Origin of the sequence: Mediterraneibacter glycyrrhizinilyticus (assembly GCF_015560805.1) — a bacterium.
Taxonomy (GTDB): Bacteria; Bacillota; Clostridia; order Lachnospirales; family Lachnospiraceae; genus Schaedlerella; species Schaedlerella glycyrrhizinilytica_A.
Genome location: NZ_JADMSO010000011.1, coordinates 26,053 through 44,609 on the forward strand (window position 1 = coordinate 26,053; position 18,557 = coordinate 44,609).

Annotated in this window: 20 protein-coding genes; 1 reads left to right on the forward strand and 19 read right to left on the reverse strand. The window is 48.5% G+C overall.

Going from position 1 to position 18,557, the window contains the following annotated elements; genetic code table 11:
• Position 1: 1 nt before the first annotated feature.
• The 4 genes from I2H87_RS11005 to I2H87_RS11020 all read right to left on the reverse strand — a co-directional run bounded on the left by I2H87_RS11005 (position 2) and on the right by I2H87_RS11020 (position 4,354).
• Positions 2-955, reverse strand: a complete 954-nt coding sequence (locus I2H87_RS11005) for a substrate-binding domain-containing protein (RefSeq protein ID WP_009268871.1) — start codon at positions 953-955, stop codon at positions 2-4.
• A 299-nt stretch (positions 956-1,254) separates the two neighbouring features.
• Positions 1,255-2,892, reverse strand: a complete 1,638-nt coding sequence (locus tag I2H87_RS11010) for a Na/Pi cotransporter family protein (RefSeq protein WP_195609974.1) — start codon at positions 2,890-2,892, stop codon at positions 1,255-1,257.
• Positions 2,893-2,958: 66 nt separating this feature from the next.
• Positions 2,959-3,315, reverse strand: a complete 357-nt coding sequence (locus I2H87_RS11015; RefSeq protein WP_009268873.1) for a SpoVA/SpoVAEb family sporulation membrane protein — start codon at positions 3,313-3,315, stop codon at positions 2,959-2,961.
• Between the two features lie 31 nt (positions 3,316-3,346).
• A complete protein-coding gene (locus I2H87_RS11020; RefSeq protein ID WP_195609975.1) occupies positions 3,347-4,354 on the reverse strand; it encodes a stage V sporulation protein AD in 1,008 nt (335 codons plus the stop codon).
• A gap of 232 nt (positions 4,355-4,586) precedes the next feature.
• Here I2H87_RS11020 and I2H87_RS11025 point away from each other — a divergent pair, with 232 nt between their 5' ends.
• Complete coding sequence (locus tag I2H87_RS11025; RefSeq protein ID WP_022152280.1) at positions 4,587-5,054, forward strand: SpoVA/SpoVAEb family sporulation membrane protein; 468 nt, start codon at positions 4,587-4,589, stop codon at positions 5,052-5,054.
• A 76-nt stretch (positions 5,055-5,130) separates the two neighbouring features.
• On the opposite strand, the gene I2H87_RS11030 is transcribed toward I2H87_RS11025, so the two are convergent.
• From I2H87_RS11030 to I2H87_RS11095, 15 genes are all read right to left on the reverse strand, one after another.
• On the reverse strand, positions 5,131-5,547 hold the full coding sequence (locus tag I2H87_RS11030; protein ID WP_022152279.1) for a stage V sporulation protein AB: 417 nt from the start codon (positions 5,545-5,547) through the stop codon (positions 5,131-5,133).
• A complete protein-coding gene (locus I2H87_RS11035) occupies positions 5,507-6,172 on the reverse strand; it encodes a stage V sporulation protein AA (RefSeq protein WP_195609977.1) in 666 nt (221 codons plus the stop codon). Before I2H87_RS11035 ends, I2H87_RS11030 begins: the two co-directional genes overlap by 41 nt.
• A complete protein-coding gene (locus tag I2H87_RS11040) occupies positions 6,162-6,323 on the reverse strand; it encodes a hypothetical protein (protein WP_009268878.1) in 162 nt (53 codons plus the stop codon). Before I2H87_RS11040 ends, I2H87_RS11035 begins: the two co-directional genes overlap by 11 nt.
• A 62-nt stretch (positions 6,324-6,385) precedes the next feature.
• On the reverse strand, positions 6,386-7,099 hold the full coding sequence (gene sigF, locus I2H87_RS11045) for an RNA polymerase sporulation sigma factor SigF (RefSeq protein ID WP_009268879.1): 714 nt from the start codon (positions 7,097-7,099) through the stop codon (positions 6,386-6,388).
• On the reverse strand, positions 7,078-7,533 hold the full coding sequence (gene spoIIAB / locus I2H87_RS13840; RefSeq protein WP_009268880.1) for an anti-sigma F factor: 456 nt from the start codon (positions 7,531-7,533) through the stop codon (positions 7,078-7,080). Before spoIIAB ends, sigF begins: the two co-directional genes overlap by 22 nt.
• Entirely contained in the window at positions 7,530-7,844 is a 315-nt protein-coding gene (locus I2H87_RS11050) for an STAS domain-containing protein (protein WP_009268881.1), read from the reverse strand. Before I2H87_RS11050 ends, spoIIAB begins: the two co-directional genes overlap by 4 nt.
• A 117-nt stretch (positions 7,845-7,961) precedes the next feature.
• On the reverse strand, positions 7,962-9,323 hold the full coding sequence (locus I2H87_RS11055; protein ID WP_009268882.1) for a tetratricopeptide repeat protein: 1,362 nt from the start codon (positions 9,321-9,323) through the stop codon (positions 7,962-7,964).
• A 37-nt stretch (positions 9,324-9,360) separates the two neighbouring features.
• Positions 9,361-9,498 carry a hypothetical protein gene (locus I2H87_RS11060; protein WP_009268883.1) on the reverse strand — a complete coding sequence of 46 codons (138 nt, stop codon included), beginning with the start codon at positions 9,496-9,498 and terminating at the stop codon, positions 9,361-9,363.
• Complete coding sequence (locus I2H87_RS11065) at positions 9,474-10,811, reverse strand: bifunctional folylpolyglutamate synthase/dihydrofolate synthase (protein ID WP_195609980.1); 1,338 nt, start codon at positions 10,809-10,811, stop codon at positions 9,474-9,476. The genes I2H87_RS11060 and I2H87_RS11065 overlap by 25 nt, the downstream gene beginning before the upstream one ends.
• Positions 10,811-13,018, reverse strand: a complete 2,208-nt coding sequence (locus I2H87_RS11070) for an LTA synthase family protein (RefSeq protein WP_009268885.1) — start codon at positions 13,016-13,018, stop codon at positions 10,811-10,813. The genes I2H87_RS11065 and I2H87_RS11070 overlap by 1 nt, the downstream gene beginning before the upstream one ends.
• Positions 13,019-13,120: 102 nt before the next feature.
• Positions 13,121-15,769 carry a valine--tRNA ligase gene (locus I2H87_RS11075; protein WP_195609982.1) on the reverse strand — a complete coding sequence of 883 codons (2,649 nt, stop codon included), beginning with the start codon at positions 15,767-15,769 and terminating at the stop codon, positions 13,121-13,123.
• Between the two features lie 411 nt (positions 15,770-16,180).
• Positions 16,181-16,363 (reverse strand): PspC domain-containing protein, encoded by a 183-nt coding sequence (locus tag I2H87_RS11080; protein WP_009268887.1) that lies wholly within the window; start codon positions 16,361-16,363, stop codon positions 16,181-16,183.
• Between the two features lie 18 nt (positions 16,364-16,381).
• Positions 16,382-17,275, reverse strand: a complete 894-nt coding sequence (locus I2H87_RS11085; protein WP_022151652.1) for a DUF4097 family beta strand repeat-containing protein — start codon at positions 17,273-17,275, stop codon at positions 16,382-16,384.
• Positions 17,276-17,278: 3 nt separating this feature from the next.
• Positions 17,279-18,079 (reverse strand): DUF1700 domain-containing protein, encoded by an 801-nt coding sequence (locus I2H87_RS11090; RefSeq protein WP_195609984.1) that lies wholly within the window; start codon positions 18,077-18,079, stop codon positions 17,279-17,281.
• Entirely contained in the window at positions 18,076-18,399 is a 324-nt protein-coding gene (locus I2H87_RS11095; protein WP_009268890.1) for a PadR family transcriptional regulator, read from the reverse strand. Before I2H87_RS11095 ends, I2H87_RS11090 begins: the two co-directional genes overlap by 4 nt.
• Positions 18,400-18,557: the final 158 nt, after the last annotated feature.

The following is an 18,557-nucleotide window of genomic DNA, read 5'->3' on the forward strand; positions in this document are numbered from 1 at the left end:
TTCACTCGACTACCTCATCCCATGTAAGAGCTTCGCCTGTGTAGATCGCTTTGACCTGATCGCTGCTCAGCTCGTCCATCGCGTTGTTGTTGTTCACGATCACTGCGATTCCGTCGGTTGCGATCACTTTTGCATCAAGCTCTGCGATTTCTTCCTCTTTCAGTTCACGGGATGCCATTCCGATGTCATAGCTTCCGTCGATCGCAGACGTCATACCTGTTGTGGAGTCCGTTGTCTGCAGTTCGATCTCTGCGTTCGGATTTACCTCTTTGTATGCCTCTGCCAGTTTCTCCATAACAGGCGATACGGAAGAAGATCCGCCTACAACCGCTTTTCCGGACGGCTGTGTTCCCTCGAATGCTTCCGCACCCTCAACCGCAATGTATCCGTTATCTTCTACAACTTTCTGTCCCTCTGCACTCATGATATAATTGATAAAATCTTTTGCCACTTCATTGTCCAGATCTTTTTTCGTTGCGATATTAAACGGTCTGGATACTTTGTAATCGCCGGATTTCACGTTTTCGGCTGTCGCCTCCGCACCGTCGATCTTCAGTGCTTTCACCGATTCGTCGAGAGATCCGAGTGAAATATAGCCGATCGCATATTCGTCTCCGGCAACCGTCGTCATCATAACGGAAGTGCTGTTTGTGATCTGCGCTTCCTCGGTCGTCATGTCCACTTTCTCTCCGTCCATTTCCTCCTGGATTCCAAACAATTCGATGAACGCGCCTCTTGTACCGGAACCGTCCTCACGGGAAACGATCGTAATGTCGCTGGAAGAATCCCAGTCTCCCGCTTCTGCGCCTGCTTCTTTTGTATCCTCTGTGTTCGCTTCCGCTTTTGTCTCTGTTGTATCAGCCGCCTGCTCATCGCTTCCGTTTCCACATCCTGCCGCTGCAACTGCCACCATACTTACCATTGATAAAACCGCAATTAACTTTTTCATTTTCATTTCACACAAATCTCCTTTACTTTCCATATTGTTGTGTCTTTTGTGTTTTTCTTGTTTATCAGCACAGTAGTTATCATAAAGAACTCATGTAAAATGTAAAATCTGCTCTTTGTTAAATGTATGTAAAGATTTTTTTACACAATCACCGGAAGTGCCAAAAGGCACATTCCGGGATTGTAAGCGGTCGCCAAGGCCCCGGGCAAGCCCGGACTTTGGCTCGTCGCCTATACAAAAAACGGACGGAACTTTCCTTTTCTTTGGAAAATCCCATCCGTTTTCACTTCTTTTACATATCAGGGTCAGTATGCCGTCAGCACTTCCTCCGCAATGTTCCGCGAATGATCCGAGATACGTTCCAGCGCCACAAGCGCGTCAAGGTAAACGATTCCCGCGTCTGTATTACACTGATTATTGGCAAGACGCTTCATATGTTCCGTTCTGAGACGGATCTCCAGATCGTCCGCCTGACTTTCTTTCTCGATGACTTTCATCGCCTTATCCTTATCGTTCTCCGTAAATGCCTCGACCGCATACTTGAAACTGTCCGCACAAGTCTCGATCATCTCGCGCATCTCTTTTGTACCGATCTCGGTAAATACCGCTTTACGCTCGGTCAGCGTCTCCGCAAATTCGGAAATATTCTCACAGTAATCGCTTACCCGTTCGATATCCGAAAGGATCTGCAGAATGCTCGCCACATGCTGATGCTCTTTTTCATTGAGCGACAGGGAGCTTAATTTGATCACATAATTGTTGATCCCGCTGCAAAGCCGGTCCACGGTCTGCTCTTCCTCTTTGATCTCGAGGATCTGCTGATAGTCTTTCGTGAACATGACTTCTCTCGCCTTGTCCATCGTACGCATAACGATACTTCCCATACGCATCACTTCGCTGACTGCTGACTGCAGGGCGATTCCCGGCGTCTCCATCATACGCTCGTCCAACAGAACACGGCTCTCGTCTTTCTCGCTGTCGTCTTCTTTCTCGAGCTTCTTCGCCAGCTTGATGATCATATCGGAGAACGGGAACAAAAGAACCGTCGTTCCGATATTGAAAATCGTATGGACCAGACTGATCTCGGTCTGTGTGATCATTCCGGCGCCCATTTCCACAAAGAATACTTTGAACATCACGATCGCCGCAATGCTGAAAATGATCGTTCCGATAATATTAAACAACAGATGCATGATCGCCGCGGTCTTCGCATTCTTCTTCGCACCGATACTGGACATGATCGCGGTCACACAAGTACCGATGTTCTGTCCCATGATGATGTAGACAGCCGCATTAAACGGAACCAGTCCCGCTGCCGCAAGACTCTGCAGGATTCCGACCGACGCCGATGAACTCTGGATGATCGCCGTCACGCCTGCGCCCGCAAGGATTCCGAGGAACGGATTGTGTCCCAATGTCACGAACAGGCTGCGGAACATCTCCGACTCCTGAAGCGGCGCTACCGCAGATGACATCGTTGTAATTCCGACAAACAAAAGACCGAATCCGATGATAATGCTGGAAACATCTTTTGTTGAACGTCTCTTTCCGGTCAGCATCACGATCACACCTGCCATGATCGCGATCGGTGCCAGATTGCCCGGACTTAAGAACTTCGCCCACTCCACACTGGATACGAGCCATCCGGTCACGGTCGTACCGATGTTGGCGCCCATGATCACGCCCATCGCCTGGCTTAAATTCATGATCCCGGCATTGACAAAACCGACGACCATGACTGTCGTTGCCGATGAACTCTGGATCACTGCCGTGATCAGCGCACCGAGAAGCACTCCCATCAGCTTATTTCTCGTCAGAGCTTCCAATAAGGTCTTCATCCGGCTGCCGGCTGCATTCTCCAATCCCTGCGCCATGATCTGCATCCCGTAGATGAACATCCCGAGCCCCCCTACAAAGGGGATAATAATACCAACGTAATCCATTACGCATCCTCCCATATATCACATCTCTATCCCCTTTACGATACCATTATCATCGACAAAAAACAACTATTTTTTCATATGCGGCTCAAAAACAAACGACGCCGCATAGCCGAAGATAAGCGCCGCGCTGATCCCCACCGCGCTGGCTTTGAATCCTCCTTGAAAAATGCCTAAAAATCCGCTTTTATCCACCGCCTCTTTGACGCCGTTCCAGAGCACGTTTCCAAACCCGAGCAGCGGGACGCTCGCACCTGCTCCCGCCACCTCCTGAAACGGCTGATAGATATTTAAAAATCCGAGCACCGCGCCGCTGCAGACAAGCAGTACCATGATCCGCCCCGGCATCAGCTTCGTCCGGTCCAAAAGGATCTGCACAAGCGCGCAGATCAGACCTCCCACCCAAAATGCATTGATATAGTCCATTCTTTTTTCCTCCTCTTCTTTCATCGACCGGTCAGTTGACGTGTTCCAGCACGATCCCGTGGGCGATCCCCGGAACGCTCGCCCCCTCGTTAAAACTGACCGTAGACATCAGCGCTCCGGTCGGCACGAACAAGACGCGCTTCCATTCCCCTTTCCGGATCTTCGGCAAAATATACGAGGACAGCGTCACTGCCGCACATCCGCATCCGCTGCCGCCTGCATGGGTATCCTGACTCTTCTGATCGAAGATCGTCATGCCGCAGTCCACATGTTTCGTCTGAATGTCATAGCCTTTCTGTTCCAGCAGATCGAACAAAATATCCTGCCCCACATATCCAAGGTCTCCGGTGACGATCCGGTCATAATCCGACGCCGTCCTTCCGAAATCTTTGAAATTCTGCGCGATCGTATCCATCGCTGCCGGCGCCATACAGGCTCCCATATTCTGGGAGTCCTTTAATCCGTAATCCACGATCTTTCCCACCGTAACGCCGCTGATCCGCACATGGCTTTTCTCCGTCCCGACGAGAAATGCGCCGCTTCCCGTTACCGTCCAGTGTGCGGAAAGCGGGCGCTGGGATGCGTATCCAAGTGGAAAACGAAATTCTTTCTCCGCGCTTCCGAAATGACTGGACGTCACTGCCAGCATACAGTCTCCGTATCCCGCCGCCGCACTCATCGCTGCAAGCGCAAGCGCCTCTCCCGACGTGGAGCATGCTCCGTACAAGCCGAACATCGGAATATGGAGTGCTTCAATTCCCATGGATGTGGCGATCCCCTGACGGAGCAGATCTCCGCCGAACAAAAATCGGACGTCCTCCGGCTTCTTATGCGCCTTTCCAAGTGCAAGTATACAGGCTTCCCTCTGCATATTGCTTTCCGCTTCCTCCCACGTTTTCGCACCGAACAGATCGTCCTGATTCGTCATATCAAATAATTTTCCAAGCGGTCCCTCCGCTTCCTTGCTTCCGGCAACCGACGCCGCCCCGATCAAAAACGGCGCTTTCTCAAATGCAATACTCTGACTTTTCTGATTCATGATCTTCCCCCGTTTCTTCCGCGTTTCTTCTGCGTAACTTCCGCATTGCTTCTTCCGGCTATCATTTAGTATGACTTCCGCAGGAAATTTTTATACCTGCTCTTCCGTCCTCCGATGCTTTGCGCGCCGCTTTGCACAATGACCGCCCCATGGATATCGGGATATGGCTTCCCGCACAGTCTATGTATATTTCTCTGATTTTTCCGGATACTACCTTTGAGGTGATTTCTTTATGGACAATCTTGAAAAAATGAAACAAGAAAAGCAGTATGAAGAGTATGTAACTCAGAAGACGCCGAAACATAATGTATGGGCAAACATGCTGAAAGCATTTTTGACAGGCGGTATCATCTGTACCATCGGGCAGGCGATCTACAATTACTGTGAGCTTCAAAGCCTGTCCAAAGACGCGTGCAGCGGCTGGACTTCTCTGCTCCTGATCCTTGCAAGCGTGATCCTGACCGGTATGAACCTTTATCCCCGTATCGCAAAATGGGGCGGAGCAGGCGCGCTTGTTCCGATCACCGGATTCGCCAACTCCGTCGCAGCACCTGCGATCGAATACAAAAAAGAGGGGCAGGTTTTCGGAATCGGCTGCAAGATCTTCACGATCGCCGGTCCGGTCATCCTGTACGGGATCGTTACAAGCAGCGTGCTTGGTCTTCTCTACTGGATCGGAAAAATAACGGGAGTGGTCTGATGCCTCTCCCGTTATTTTTTCTGTTCCTTTTACTGATGTCAATATATACAGGATAACCGCCCCTTATTCCTCGGCGCTACCAGTTTTTAAAGAAATACAGCACTGCTCCCACTCCTCTTCCGAGCGCCATGCTGAGTATAAATGCGGAAATATAGCGCACAATTTTCAACCGTCTCACAAAAATCGGTAATACATTTAAGATCTCCGCCAACGCCATCGACCAGCAGCCGACAAACATCCCCGCGAGCAGTCCGAACAGCGGCAGCAGCCACCGTCCAAACGGAACCGGAACATGGAACAAAAAGAACAGATTTCCAACAATTCCGCCAAGCGCTGCCGCATCTTCATATAGAAGAAGGTGATCCGCCGTATGCGTCCGGTCTGCAAAATCCGCGATCACACCCAGCTCGATCAAAAATGCAAACAATCCCCCTGCCACTACAGCTCCGGAACTAAGCCCGATGACCGCCAGGATGATTTGCTCTGCCCACATCCAGCTCTTCCTCCTTTCTCGAAGCATCTTCCACCAATGTTGTCTGAATATCATTCTCATAGAGACGCATCTGCACTTCCATCGGCGTCGGATCGACACTGAACCGTTTCTTTCCGAAATGATTGAAAAAGACAAGGATTCCGATACTGATGCCGATCGAATAACTGATCTCCATGATCGTGATCCCATCCGGTTTTATTCCGGTTACCCACTGATAAATCTGATCAAACAGCTTGGGCACTGACACATCGTTATTAAATGCCATGATCGAAAATGCCGCTCCCATAAACGTCAGCACAACGACAAATGCAGTTTTGAACAGATGCACCGCCATCCCCGGCGTCTTCTGATTTTCATAAGTAACGATCAGATCACTTTCTCCCAAATTCCGGATCTCCACCCCCGGATACTGCGCATGAATACAGGCAATAATTTTTAAGATCGAGATCACATAACGTTTCTGCCCATTTTCCGGTATTTTCAGAATCTTCAGTGCTTTCACTTTGGGGATCAGCGCTTTGTTGCTGCATTCAAATGACAATATATCCCCAAGCGTCACCTCCCGTTTTGTCACTTCAACATCGCGCTCTCCCTTGATATAGAGCGTATCCGGGTTAGACGACATAAGACGCCACCTCCGGTCGCCGGATCAGAGTTCCCTCACTTCCGGAAACCGCATCCCCCTCATGATAGTAATAATAAAAAATGCCGATGACCACTGCGGCAAGCACCATTGTAATCAGACAGATCCTGATTTTCTTCTTTCCCTCTTCCATGCGACTGTACCTCAACTTTCTTTTTCTATATTTTCCATTAGTATCTGAAAAAGAAACCGGCATTATACGTTTTCCCGCATTTTTTTCAGGATCTGCTTTTCCATTCTCGACACCTGCACTTGGGAAATACCGAGCACTTTTCCGATCTGGCTCTGCGTATGATTTGCAAAATACCGCAGATAAATGATCTTCCGCTCCTTGGATCCAAGCGTATTGAGCAGGTCGTTCAGCAGAAGATGATCCAAAATCCGCTCTTCCTCCCGCTTTTCCCCAGGCAGCTTGTCCATCAGCCGGATCTCCTGTCCGTCTTTTTGATAAATCGATTTCTGCAGAGATTCAATATCTCCGCTCGCCTCCATCGCCATTGTCAGATCTTCCGTCGATACCGAAAGCGCCTCCGCCAATTCTTCGATCGTCGGATCCCGTCCGTTTTTTTCCTGTAATTCTTCCTGCTTCAGATATGCCTTGTAGGACAATTCTTTCAGCGAACGGCTCACCTTGATCATCCCGTCGTCTCTCAAAAAACGTTTGATCTCCCCGGTGATCATCGGAACTGCATACGTTGAAAATTTCACGTCGTATGACAAGTCAAATTTGTCGATCGCTTTCAGCAAACCGATGCTTCCGATCTGAAACAGATCTTCGGCTTCCGTTCCTCTCCCTGCAAATCGTTTGACAACGCACCAGATCAGACCTACGTTTTCTTCCACCAATCGTTCTCTCGCCTCTTTATCCCCTGCGTGCGACTTCCTGATCAGATCGATTGTGTGGTCCATATGTTCCTTCCTTTTCCGATTGTTTTTTCCATTGTCACCGTGGTCCCGACTCCCGGCTCCGACTCCACCTCGATGCGGTCCATAAACGCCTCCATAAACGCAAACCCCATTCCGGATCGATCCAGATCCGGCTTCGTTGTGAACATCGGAAGCATCGCCTGTTCCACATTTTCCATGCCGCATCCCTCGTCCCGGATCCGCACGATCAATGTATTTTCCCGGATCCTGCACCGGATCGAGATTTTCCGGATATCGCCCTCGTATCCGTGGATGATCGAATTGGTCACAGCTTCCGATACCGCCGTTTTTACATCCGATACCTCTTCCACCGTCGGATTCAGCTGTGTCAGAAACGCCGCAACCGCAACTCTGGCAAATCCCTCATTTTCCGAACGGCTGTCAAAAATCACTTCCATTTCATTGGTGTCTCTCATCTCTGTTCCTCCTCATAGATCTGCATTATTCTTGTCACGCCTGACAACGTCAGTATTTTTTTGATCCGCATGGACGTGTGGACCGCCCATACTTCCCCGTCCACAAGCCGGATCAGCCGATATCTTCCCATGATCGCCCCGATCCCGGAACTGTCCATAAATTCGGTTCTCTCAAAATCAAAAATTACATATTTGATATGATTTTTCTCGATCACCATGTCCGCATTTTTACGGATTTCCTCGGCATGGTGATGATCCACCTCCCTTGGCAGGAAAATGGTCAGGCAGTTTTCCTGTACCTGATATTTCATGATATTCTCCCTCCGTTTTTGCAAAAGAAAAGGATGCATCCCCGCTTCCGGATGCATCCTTTTCTTTCGTAATTTCTTTTTGAATTTCTTCTTGATTTCTTTTTTGTTTTTCCGTTTTTATTGTGCAGGCTGTTCCGGCGCTACCGCGCCCTCCACTGCCGCCTGCGCGATCGCGTCCAGATTCGTCTTCGCTTCCGCCGCATATTCGCTGTCCGCAAACTGTTCATAACATTGCTGCAGATACGTCGTTGCCGTCGCCGAATCTCCGCTTCTCATATATGCCAGTCCGAGATTCAAAAGCGCGCCGCCGGTGTCATAGTTGGCATCCATCTGCACAACTTTTGACAGGTTTTCGATCGCGCCCTCATAATTTGCCGCATTCAATGCCGCTACTCCTGTCTCATACTTGGTCTGACACGCCGCCGGGAAAATTGCCGCTGCAAGTTCATCATATTTCGCCTGCCCCGACGCCCCCAGCGTATCCCGATTGATCAGCACCATCGTATCTGCGATCACATCTTCCGTATAGCTTTCTGATTCGTACTGTTCGACCGCCGCCATCAGATTCTCATAGCTGTCTGCCGTCGTCGCCGCATTCTGCGCGTCCGCCTCGGTATCTGCTCCGGCTGCCCGGTATTGATCCAGCATCCTTGTCTGAGCGCTGACCTGCGCTTCCAGAGCATTGATCCGCTCGCTGGACTCGATCACCTGCTTGTTCGTCTCGTCATTCTTCTTCTCCTGCACTGCCGGTGCGATCAGAAACCACACGACTGCCGCGCCGATCAGCGTTCCGATCAGAATGTTGATCACGGTAAACTTTCCTGCCAGCAGCTTCATCGCATTCTGCGCCGGCTGTATGATCGTTTCATTGCCGAGACTGTACTCGACGGCTCTGCTCTTTTTCTTCGTCTCTTGTTTCCGCGCTTTCTGTCCTCTGTTCTGCGCCAACTCATGCATATAGCGCAGCGTCAGATCATTTGTCGTGTCCAGCTTACGCGCCGATTTCAAAACCTGACGCGCTTTTGCATACTGTTCCGTATGTAAATAAAGAAGCGCAAGAAGCTGATAAGCTTTCAAAAACGTCGGATGATCCGTGATCACGCGCTTTAGCTGGATCAACGCAAGATCTTCCCCGTTCTGCTCACAGTAAGCGAGACACTGATTGTATTTTTTCACCGCCTGGTTGATCACTTCCAGTTCGCCCGACGCATCCTGGATCCGCTGGATATATTCATTTGCAATATTATCCCGCGGTCTTAAATTCTTACTGATGATCCACTCCACAAGCGCTTCCGCGACTTCTCCTCTTCCATAATAGACAAGTCCGAGAAGATTTCTTGCCGCAATATTTCCCCTGTTATACTGCAGACTCCGCCGGAGGGATACGATCGCCCCCGACATATCGCGGATCTTTGCCTTTCCCAATCCATCATTGTACCAGTAATTCGACTGGTGCATGATCTTCTTTGTATAATCCATTTATACCCACCGTAATCTTTCCAACGTCACTTTTTCGTTACTTATTGTTCTGATCCATCACCTGTTTCAGCAGATCCGTCATGTCCGACAGATCCTCCTGATAAACGGCATCCTCAATATCTTCCACTTCCAAGCTCGGTTTGAATTTCTTCAGTTCTTCTTCATAATCCAGCATCCTAAAGACCCCCTTTCTTGGATCAGTTCTTCGATCATCCCCGCCAGATAAAGAGATCCGAGACAATAAATGCTCCGTCCTCCCTGATTCTCCAGCAGATAATTCCACGCCGTCTCCAGTGTTTCAAACATCAGAACCGGCTGTTCTGTATATTTGCGGAATGTCTCACAAAGCCTGTCCAGTCCGGCAGCCCGGCTGTCGGTGATCTGCGTCACAATGTACACATCCGCCTGTACTCTTTTGCACAAACATGCGATCATTTCCTCGTAATCTTTATCTTCCACGGCGGAAAATAAAAGCATCCGTCCGGCTGCATCCTGCCCGTTTCCGCACTGATCCAGCGCTTCAAGGCTCTGGGCAAACCGTTCCACTGCACTTAAATTATGTGCTCCGTCTACAAAGACGTCCGGCAGTACTTCTTCCATCCGTCCTGCCCAGACTACATCATCCAGCGCCTTTCTCCAGCGTTCTTTCTTCCCATCTTCACCGAAGAGCATCCGCATCACTTCCAACGCAAGCATCGCGTTCTCCGGCTGGTAGATCCCGGTGTTATGAAGACTCCAGATAATATCTTCATAATACGCACTCACACAGGAAAATGCAATACGTTTCTGTTCGATTCCGAGAATTTTGAACGCATTTTTCCCGATTTTTTTACAGGAAATCCCAAGTGTTTCCGCACGGTTTTCGATCACGGTATCGCTTCCGTTTCCATTTTCAAAAAAGAAAAGCGGTGTGTCCGGTTTTAAGATCCCTGCTTTTTCCGCCGCGATCTCTTCCAGTGTATTGCCAAGCAGCGCCATGTGATCCCATCCGATCGAGGTGATCACGGAACATACCGGCGCTTCCACCGCATTGGTGGCATCCAGCCTGCCGCCGAGTCCGGTCTCCAACACAGCATACTCGACGCCTGCATCCGCAAACGCCGTCACTGCCATTCCAAATAAAAACTCAAAAAATGTCGGGTGAAAAAGCCCGTCCGCTTCCATCACCCGCACCACATCCATCACCTTTTCAAAAACGGAAAGGAACTGCTCATCCGAACATTCCTCCCCGTCTATCACGATCCGCTCATTTGGCTTTACAAGATGGGGAGAGGTGAACAATCCCACTCTCTTCCCTTCCGCACGGAGCATCGCATCCAGATAAGTACACACCGAGCCTTTCCCGTTCGTTCCGGCCACATGGATCACTTTTAAGTTTCTCTCCGGATTTCCCAGATAGGAAAGAAAATCTTTTGTATGCTCCGGTTTATTCTTTTTTGTAAACTTTGGAATTTCCAGAATATAATTGACTGCCTCTCGATACTCCATTATTCTTTCGCCTCTGCAAATGCATTTCTTCCGGTCTCCACCGCATCCGGATCCGCCGGAAGTTCCGTCAATGTGCCGTCGTTGTATTCAAATTCCACCGAAGTCCGAAAGATCGTATTGCTCGATCCGACCTGAGCCGCCATCACAATATCGCCGTCCTTTAATTCGGACTTCTTCAGATCCACTCTCGTATTATTTAAGAATGACGTCGGCTGCTTCTCTCCATTGATATAGACTTTTGTCTGCTTCGTGAAGTTTTCACCGTAAATACTGTACGTTCCGTCTGCCTGCTCCACGAGATCGGTAATGATCGTGTCGTTCACGCCCATGACCATATGCCCCTCGGTGATCGGTTTTCCGTTTTCCTCATAAATATACTGATCGCCATACAAAATGTCATACTGCAGAAGTTCCAGATCCGCCAGATAATTTTTCGTCTGGTGGCGGGTCTGATGGTAGTTGAATACCGTTCCCGCATGAATATCCAGCCGTTCAAATACTTCCGCCATGATCTGATATGCCGCATAATTGCCGTCTTTCTTTTCCAGACCGATGTTATCCCAGATCACATAATTGGTGTTGTAGAGATACCGGCTCTTCAGATCTTTCGCTTCCAGATCCATCGTCGGCAGGTGATCCCCGTAAAATACGACGACGGTCGGCTCTCCGCGTTCTTCCAGTGCCGCCACGAGGTCTCCTGCAAATTTGTCCATCTCGTAGACTTCATTTACATAATATTCCCACGCATTGCGTTTGCCCTCGTCCTCCACGCCGTCCACTTTGATCGTCGGATTTTCCAAGGTCGGCTCCGTCGGATAATCACCGTGCCCCTGCACGCTGATCGTAAACACGAAATCCTGTCCCTCGGTCGTATCCATCGAATCCAGGATATTCGGGATCAACACGTCGTCGGTCGCCCATCCTTTCGGCGTCATCCGCAGGATGTTCATAAACTCTTTGCTTGTATAATGATCGAATCCCATATGGTTGAATACCTGTGCACGGCTGTAAAAATTACCGCCGTTGTTGTGCAGCGCCTCCGTCCCATATCCAAGGGAGCCAAGCGCCGACGCCGCGCTCTCGATCACTTTCGTCTTTCCATACGTCTTGTACGGATATTCACCCGGACCGAAGAATCGCATGCTCATGCCTGTCAATACTTCAAACTCGGTATTCGCGGTTCCTGCTCCGACCGACGGTACTTTGAAATATCCGCTGGAATATTTGCTGTACATTTCCCGTAAGTTCGGGATCGGATCTTCCGAGAACTGCAGCCATTCCACTTCTGTCGGATCGAAATAGGATTCCAGCTGCACAAATAAAATGTTCGGCAGTTCTTCCTCGCTTCTTCCGGTTTCATTGACTGTGATCGCGCCGTCATTGCCGATCTTTGCCATCGTCTCCTCACTGTATCCGACCGGTTCGGAAATTCCGGTATTGAACAGACTGGCGGTAAAACAGTACGGGAATCCGTAATCTTCATATGCAAACGCGATATTTCCGAAATAATTGGAGATGACACGTTTATCGATCGCAATGTCAGTCAGCGCAACGTAAGCAAACACCGAGACAGCCACACCGCAAAGCGCGATCACACGATGGATCTTTCCGGTATACTGTCCGCCTCTCCGCCACATCGAAATCACCCAGAGTACGACCGCCGCGATCCCGACGATCAGCAGGATCAACTCCACCGTATTAAAATAATTTCCGGTCAAAGACAATGCGTCCGAAAGTACTTTGAGATCCTGCGCGTTAAACGGTGTTACACGCTTCATCAGCAAATATCCGTTGCACGCTCCTAAAAACAGCCAGAACACACTGAGCAGGATCCGGGCAAATACACGCCGCTTCACAAGATACACGATTGAAAATGTTGCAAAGATCAAAAATGCATTGAACAGAAATACTTTCGGCGTTCCTACCATATAATCCCAGGCTTCAAACAGGGAATGTCTTGAAATCACTTCTATAAAAAAGTTCAGCACACATGCCAGCAAATAGTGAAAAATCAGAGACGTCCGGTTCATAAAACGGTAAACCGGCTGCATTTTCTTTGCAAACCGGCTGTTTCGCCGCTGTTCCAAGATCCGGGCTCTCCGCTCTTTCTTCGCCTGCCATGCAGCTTTCATCGTTTCCTTATCCATCTGTCTCATTTTTTGAAAAAAACCTTTGACATTCGGTTTCTTTATATGAAACTGCTTCATCAGTAACCTCTCTTTTCTAATGGCTCCCACCAAAAACTGTGGGAGCCGCTCTCTAATCTTCCGGTTCCGCCCCCTGCAAAACTCTTTTTGTTTTTCTAAAGACTACCGCGCAAGTCCTTTCATCCGCTCCTGTACATTCGCAAGCATCTGCGTATATTTTTCTAACTTCTCTTTCTCTTCCTGTACCTTTGCCTCCGGCGCTTTGCTGACAAACCGCTCATTGGAAAGCATTCCTTTGGCGCGCGCGATCTCTTTTGTCAGTTTTTCTTCTTCTTTTTTCAGACGTTCCAGTTCCTGCTCAAAGTCAACCAAGTCCTCAAGCGGCAGATAAACAGTCGCTCCCGGAACAACGATCGATACCGCGTCTTCGGCAACATCCTTTTTCTCGTTATCCGCTACGATCTCATTTGCGAGCATCAGCGGAAGAACCGAATCTTTCATCGCATCCACACCGGCAAGCAGCTCTGCATCTTCACTGATGACAAATACTTTTGTCCGGCGGTTGTTCGGCACATTCATCTCCGCGCGCATATTCCGGATGCCTCTTGTGATATCTTTAATATGCTCTACGGCTGTCTCGTCTGCCGGGAAATTCCACTCGTCTTTGTAAACCGGCCAGGAGGACATCATCAAAGATTCCTCTTCCGGAACAAGCGCTCCGTAGATTTCCTCTGTGATAAACGGCATGAACGGATGCAGAAGCTTAAGCGCATTGCCGAGAACCGTTTTCAGTACCCAGAGCGCACAGTTTGCAGCTTCCGGATTCTCTTCCGCGTGATAGATACGATATTTTGCCATCTCCACATACCAGTCGCAGAACTCATCCCATACAAAATCATATACTTTCTGTACCGCGATCCCGAGCTCATATTTGTCCATATTCTCCGTCACATCTTTTGCCAACGTATTGACTCTGGAGAGGATCCATTTGTCCGCTGTTGTCAGAAGCGACGCATCCGGCTTCGTCACGCCCTCTTCTTTCATATTCATCAGAATAAATCTGGACGCATTCCATACTTTGTTGGCAAAGTTACGGCTTGCCTCCACACGTTCGTTGTAGAAGCGCATATCATTTCCCGGCGCATTTCCGGTTACAAGCGTCAGACGCAGTGCATCCGCGCCGTACTGGTCGATGATCTCCAGCGGATCGATCCCGTTTCCTAAAGATTTGCTCATCTTGCGCCCCTGAGAATCCCGGACAAGCCCGTGGATCAATACGGTGTGGAACGGCGTTTTTCCGGTATGTTCCAGTCCGGAGAATACCATACGGATCACCCAGAAGAAAATGATGTCATATCCGGTTACAAGTACGTCTGTCGGATAGAAGTAGTCCAACTCTTCTGTATTTTCCGGCCATCCCAATGTGGAGAACGGCCACAGCGCAGAACTGAACCATGTATCCAACGTATCCTCATCCTGTGTAAAATGCGTGCATCCGCAGTGCGGGCATTTCTCCGGCATTTCTCTTGCCACAACAAATTCGCCGCACTCGTCACAGTAATATGCCGGGATCCGGTGTCCCCACCAGATCTGACGGGAAATACACCAGTCTTTGATATTTTCCAGCCAGTGCAGATAAATCTTGTCAAAACGCTCCGGCACGAATTTCAATTCCCCACTCTTTAATGCCTCGATCGCCGGTTTCGCCAGTTCTTCCATCTTTACAAACCACTGCTGTTTGATCAGCGGTTCCACAGTCGTACCACAGCGGTCATGCGTTCCTACATTATGGGAATGCGGTTCTACTTTCACAAGGTATCCTTGTTCTTCCAGATCTTTGACGATCGCTTTTCTCGCTTCATAACGATCCATTCCCGCATATTTTCCGCCCTTTTCATTGATCGTCGCATCATCGTTCATGATGTTGATCTCCGGCAGATTGTGGCGTTTTCCAACCTCAAAGTCATTCGGGTCATGTGCCGGCGTGATCTTCACGGCTCCGGTTCCGAATTCTTTGTCTACATAATAATCCGCAACAACCGGAATCTCTTTGTTTACAAGCGGAAGCAGAACCGTCTTGCCTACAATATCTTTATACCGCTCGTCATCCGGATGTACTGCGATCGCGGAATCCCCGAGCATCGTCTCCGGACGTGTCGTCGCGATCTCAAGGAAACGGTCTGTTCCGACGATCGGATATTTGATATGCCAGAAATGTCCGTCCTGTTCCTCGTGCTCTACTTCCGCGTCGGACAGGGACGTCTTGCAGACCGGACACCAGTTGATGATCCGGGATCCTTTGTAAATATATCCTTTTTCATACAGCTTGATGAACACTTCTTCTACCGCTTTGGAACAGCCCTCGTCCATCGTGAAACGCTCTCTGTCCCAGTCACAGGAAACGCCCAGCTTTTTCAGCTGTCCCTCGATCGTTCCCGCGTACTCCTCTTTCCACTGCCATGTACGCTCCAAAAATCTCTCGCGTCCCAGTTCTTTCTTATCGATTCCCTCTTCTTTGAGCTGGTTCGTTACTTTTACTTCCGTTGAGATCGCCGCATGGTCCGTTCCCGGGATCCAAAGTGCATTGTACCCCTCCATTCTCTTATAGCGGATCAAAATGTCCTGCAATGTGTTGTCGAGCGCATGTCCCATATGCAGCTTTCCTGTAATATTCGGAGGTGGCATCACCGTTGTAAACGGTTTCTTGCTGCGGTCTACCTCCGCGTGAAAATATTTATTTTCACACCATTTCTCATACAATTTTTCTTCAATCTCTTTTGGATTGTAAGTTTTTGCCAATTCTTTATTCATAGTGCCTCCTTTACAAATTCCCCCGCTTTTTTGTCTTCTTCACTCTTTTTTCACATTTTCAAAAGAAAAAGCCCTTTGCATTGCTGCAAAGGGCGAAACATATCCGCGGTACCACCTTTTTTGTCACTCTTGGTTCTGTAACGTAAACCACCACGAAACAACCTCATCCTCTGCCGGGTTCTTCCTGATTCCCACGCTTTCGGTTCGACTGTCCGGTTCAGAAGCTACCTTCCACAATCCTGATTCTGAAGCTGCCTTTCAGCCGATGGACAACTCTCTCTGACAGACAGAGTATGTGTACTCCTCTTCCTCACTACCACTTTGTCTTTTGCTGTATTGAAAAATCAACTAAAGACTATCATATCGGGCAAAAAAGGATTTGTCAACACTGTTTCTGGAATTATAAGAAATTCATGCATCCGGCATAATGATTGCCGCGACAAAATATGCAATGATCCCTGTTCCGAAACTGCATGCTGCAACAAGCACCCAGCCGAGCCGTACCAGCGTCGGATCGATATTAAAATACTCCGCGACACCTCCGCATACACCACAGATCATTCTGTTTTCTCTTGAACGAAATAGTTTCTTCATAATTATATACACCTCTTCTTATTCTGTAAATGTAATTGTCACAGTACCGATACTGCATTCCACATCCATCTTACTTCCGGCTCCCGCCTGCATTTTTTCTGTGGATATACCACTGAATTCTTCCTCGCCGATGGTGATCGTTCCTGCACCACATTCAATATCATAATAGTAGTCACCCTTTGAGCCAACAGCCTGATATCCAACCGCGCCAATTCCACACTCAATCTGACTCTCCTGCATTGCAGTTCCAAAAAGACTTACTTCTCCAACCTCACAACTGACATCCAACTGATCTACTGTAAAATTCGCCACTTCTGCAAAGCCTGCTCCGATTTCCAATTCCAGTTCTGTCGCCTGAATATTGTCTACCAAAAGTTCTCCGGCGCCACAGGCAATCGAAGCAGAATACAACTTGGTATCTTTCGGAATCCAGATTGTAAGTGTCGCATCTTCTTCAAAATTTTTCATCCTTTTTGTCCATTCGTTCTGACCGCGAATCTCCACATTGAGTTCCGCGCCCTCCTGATAAAGCAGCAGATTATCCGTCATATCTCCCGGGATATTGGAAAGTTCTGTTCTCACTTCACTTTCCTCACTCTCCCGGATCCAGACTTTCAGATAATTGACATCCACATCCAATTCTTTAATTCCCGAAAACGTCATACTTTCCTCCGCCTGCTGCGGCGCATTCTGTCTTGTTCCGTCACAGTATTCCGTTTCTGCATAATCGTCATAGTCGTCGTCATCATAATATTCGTTCTCATCTATCCATCCCCACCCGGAACGTGTATTAAGCGCTGCTTCTACCTCATAAAAATCTGCTCCCATCACAGCTCCGCCGATACAAAGCGCCGCACCGATCCCGGTCAGGCTTGCACAAATGATCCAAAAAATCTTCCAGCCTTTCTTCATATATTAAGACACCACCTTTCTTCTATGAAACGGCATCCTGCAAATGTTCACGATCATACGGAACATTGCCGGATACATCACGATACAAAGTTTCACGGTTGCCACAGTTGCGATCAATCCTACCACTGTGACCAATACGCCCGTTCCCGTTGTCAGAAGCGCCGCCGGAACGGCTACTGTAAACAACATTACTCCGATCGCAGTTACCGCGATCCCTGCGATCAAAATCCCAGCTGCTCCGAGTACCAAACCTGCAAAAAATGCATATGCAGCAATTACCAGTGAGATCACAAGACAGATCAGTGCGATTCCGATCGGGATCACAACCGGGATTCCGATCAAAATGATCAGAATGATCAACAAAATCTTAAGTCCGAGACTTGTTGCAGGCTTCTTCTGCTCCTGCGGATCCGGATTCCTGTAAGTATAACCGCTCTTCTCCTGTCCGTTTCTTTCTGCTTCTGTTCCTCGATTGTATCGGTATCCGCTTTCGCTCTCCTGCTTACTTTCCTGCTTTTCATCCCCATCGCTTCTCTTCGCCGGCGTTGCCTTTGCGGTAAAGCGTTCATCTTCATATCCGCATTCTGTAAATAGTCCGGCGTCGGTACTTCCGCATTTCAGATCTGCTTTGATCGTAGCAGCTACTTTCTGCGGGCTTCCCAGTTCCCGGATCACCTCCGCCTCATGTTCCTCTCCCGCATCTGCAAAATAATCTTCATAATACTGTAATGCTTCCTCTCGCTCTTCTGCTGAAATCTCACGGAGCAAGTCTTTCAGCTGATCCATAAATTCGATCCGATTCATTCAGCAACACCTCCCTCAAAAATATCTCGAATCTTCTTAGAATAATTCTTCCACTCAATCTTATATAAATTCAACTGTGCCATTCCTTTTTCTGTCACTTTATAATATCGTCGGTTTCTTCCGTCGAACTGCATGTCATAAACTTCCAGACATTCATCTTTTTGAAGTCTTCTCAAAACCGGATATAATGTCGACTCCGATACATCGATCGCCTTTCGTACATCCTGTGTGATCTTATATCCGTAGGTTCCGTCTTTTTCCCGTGACACGACCGCCAGCACAATGGCGTCCAAAAGCGCTGCTCCGGTATTAAAAACCATTGAATCACCCCTTTACAATATTGTAACCTCATTAATATTATTTATTTGTCTATATTATATGTTGTATAATATTGTTTGTCAACACAAAAATTTGAAAGAAAATCCAAAGATTTTCTTAATCACCGGAAGTGCCAAAAGACACATTCCGGGATTGTAAG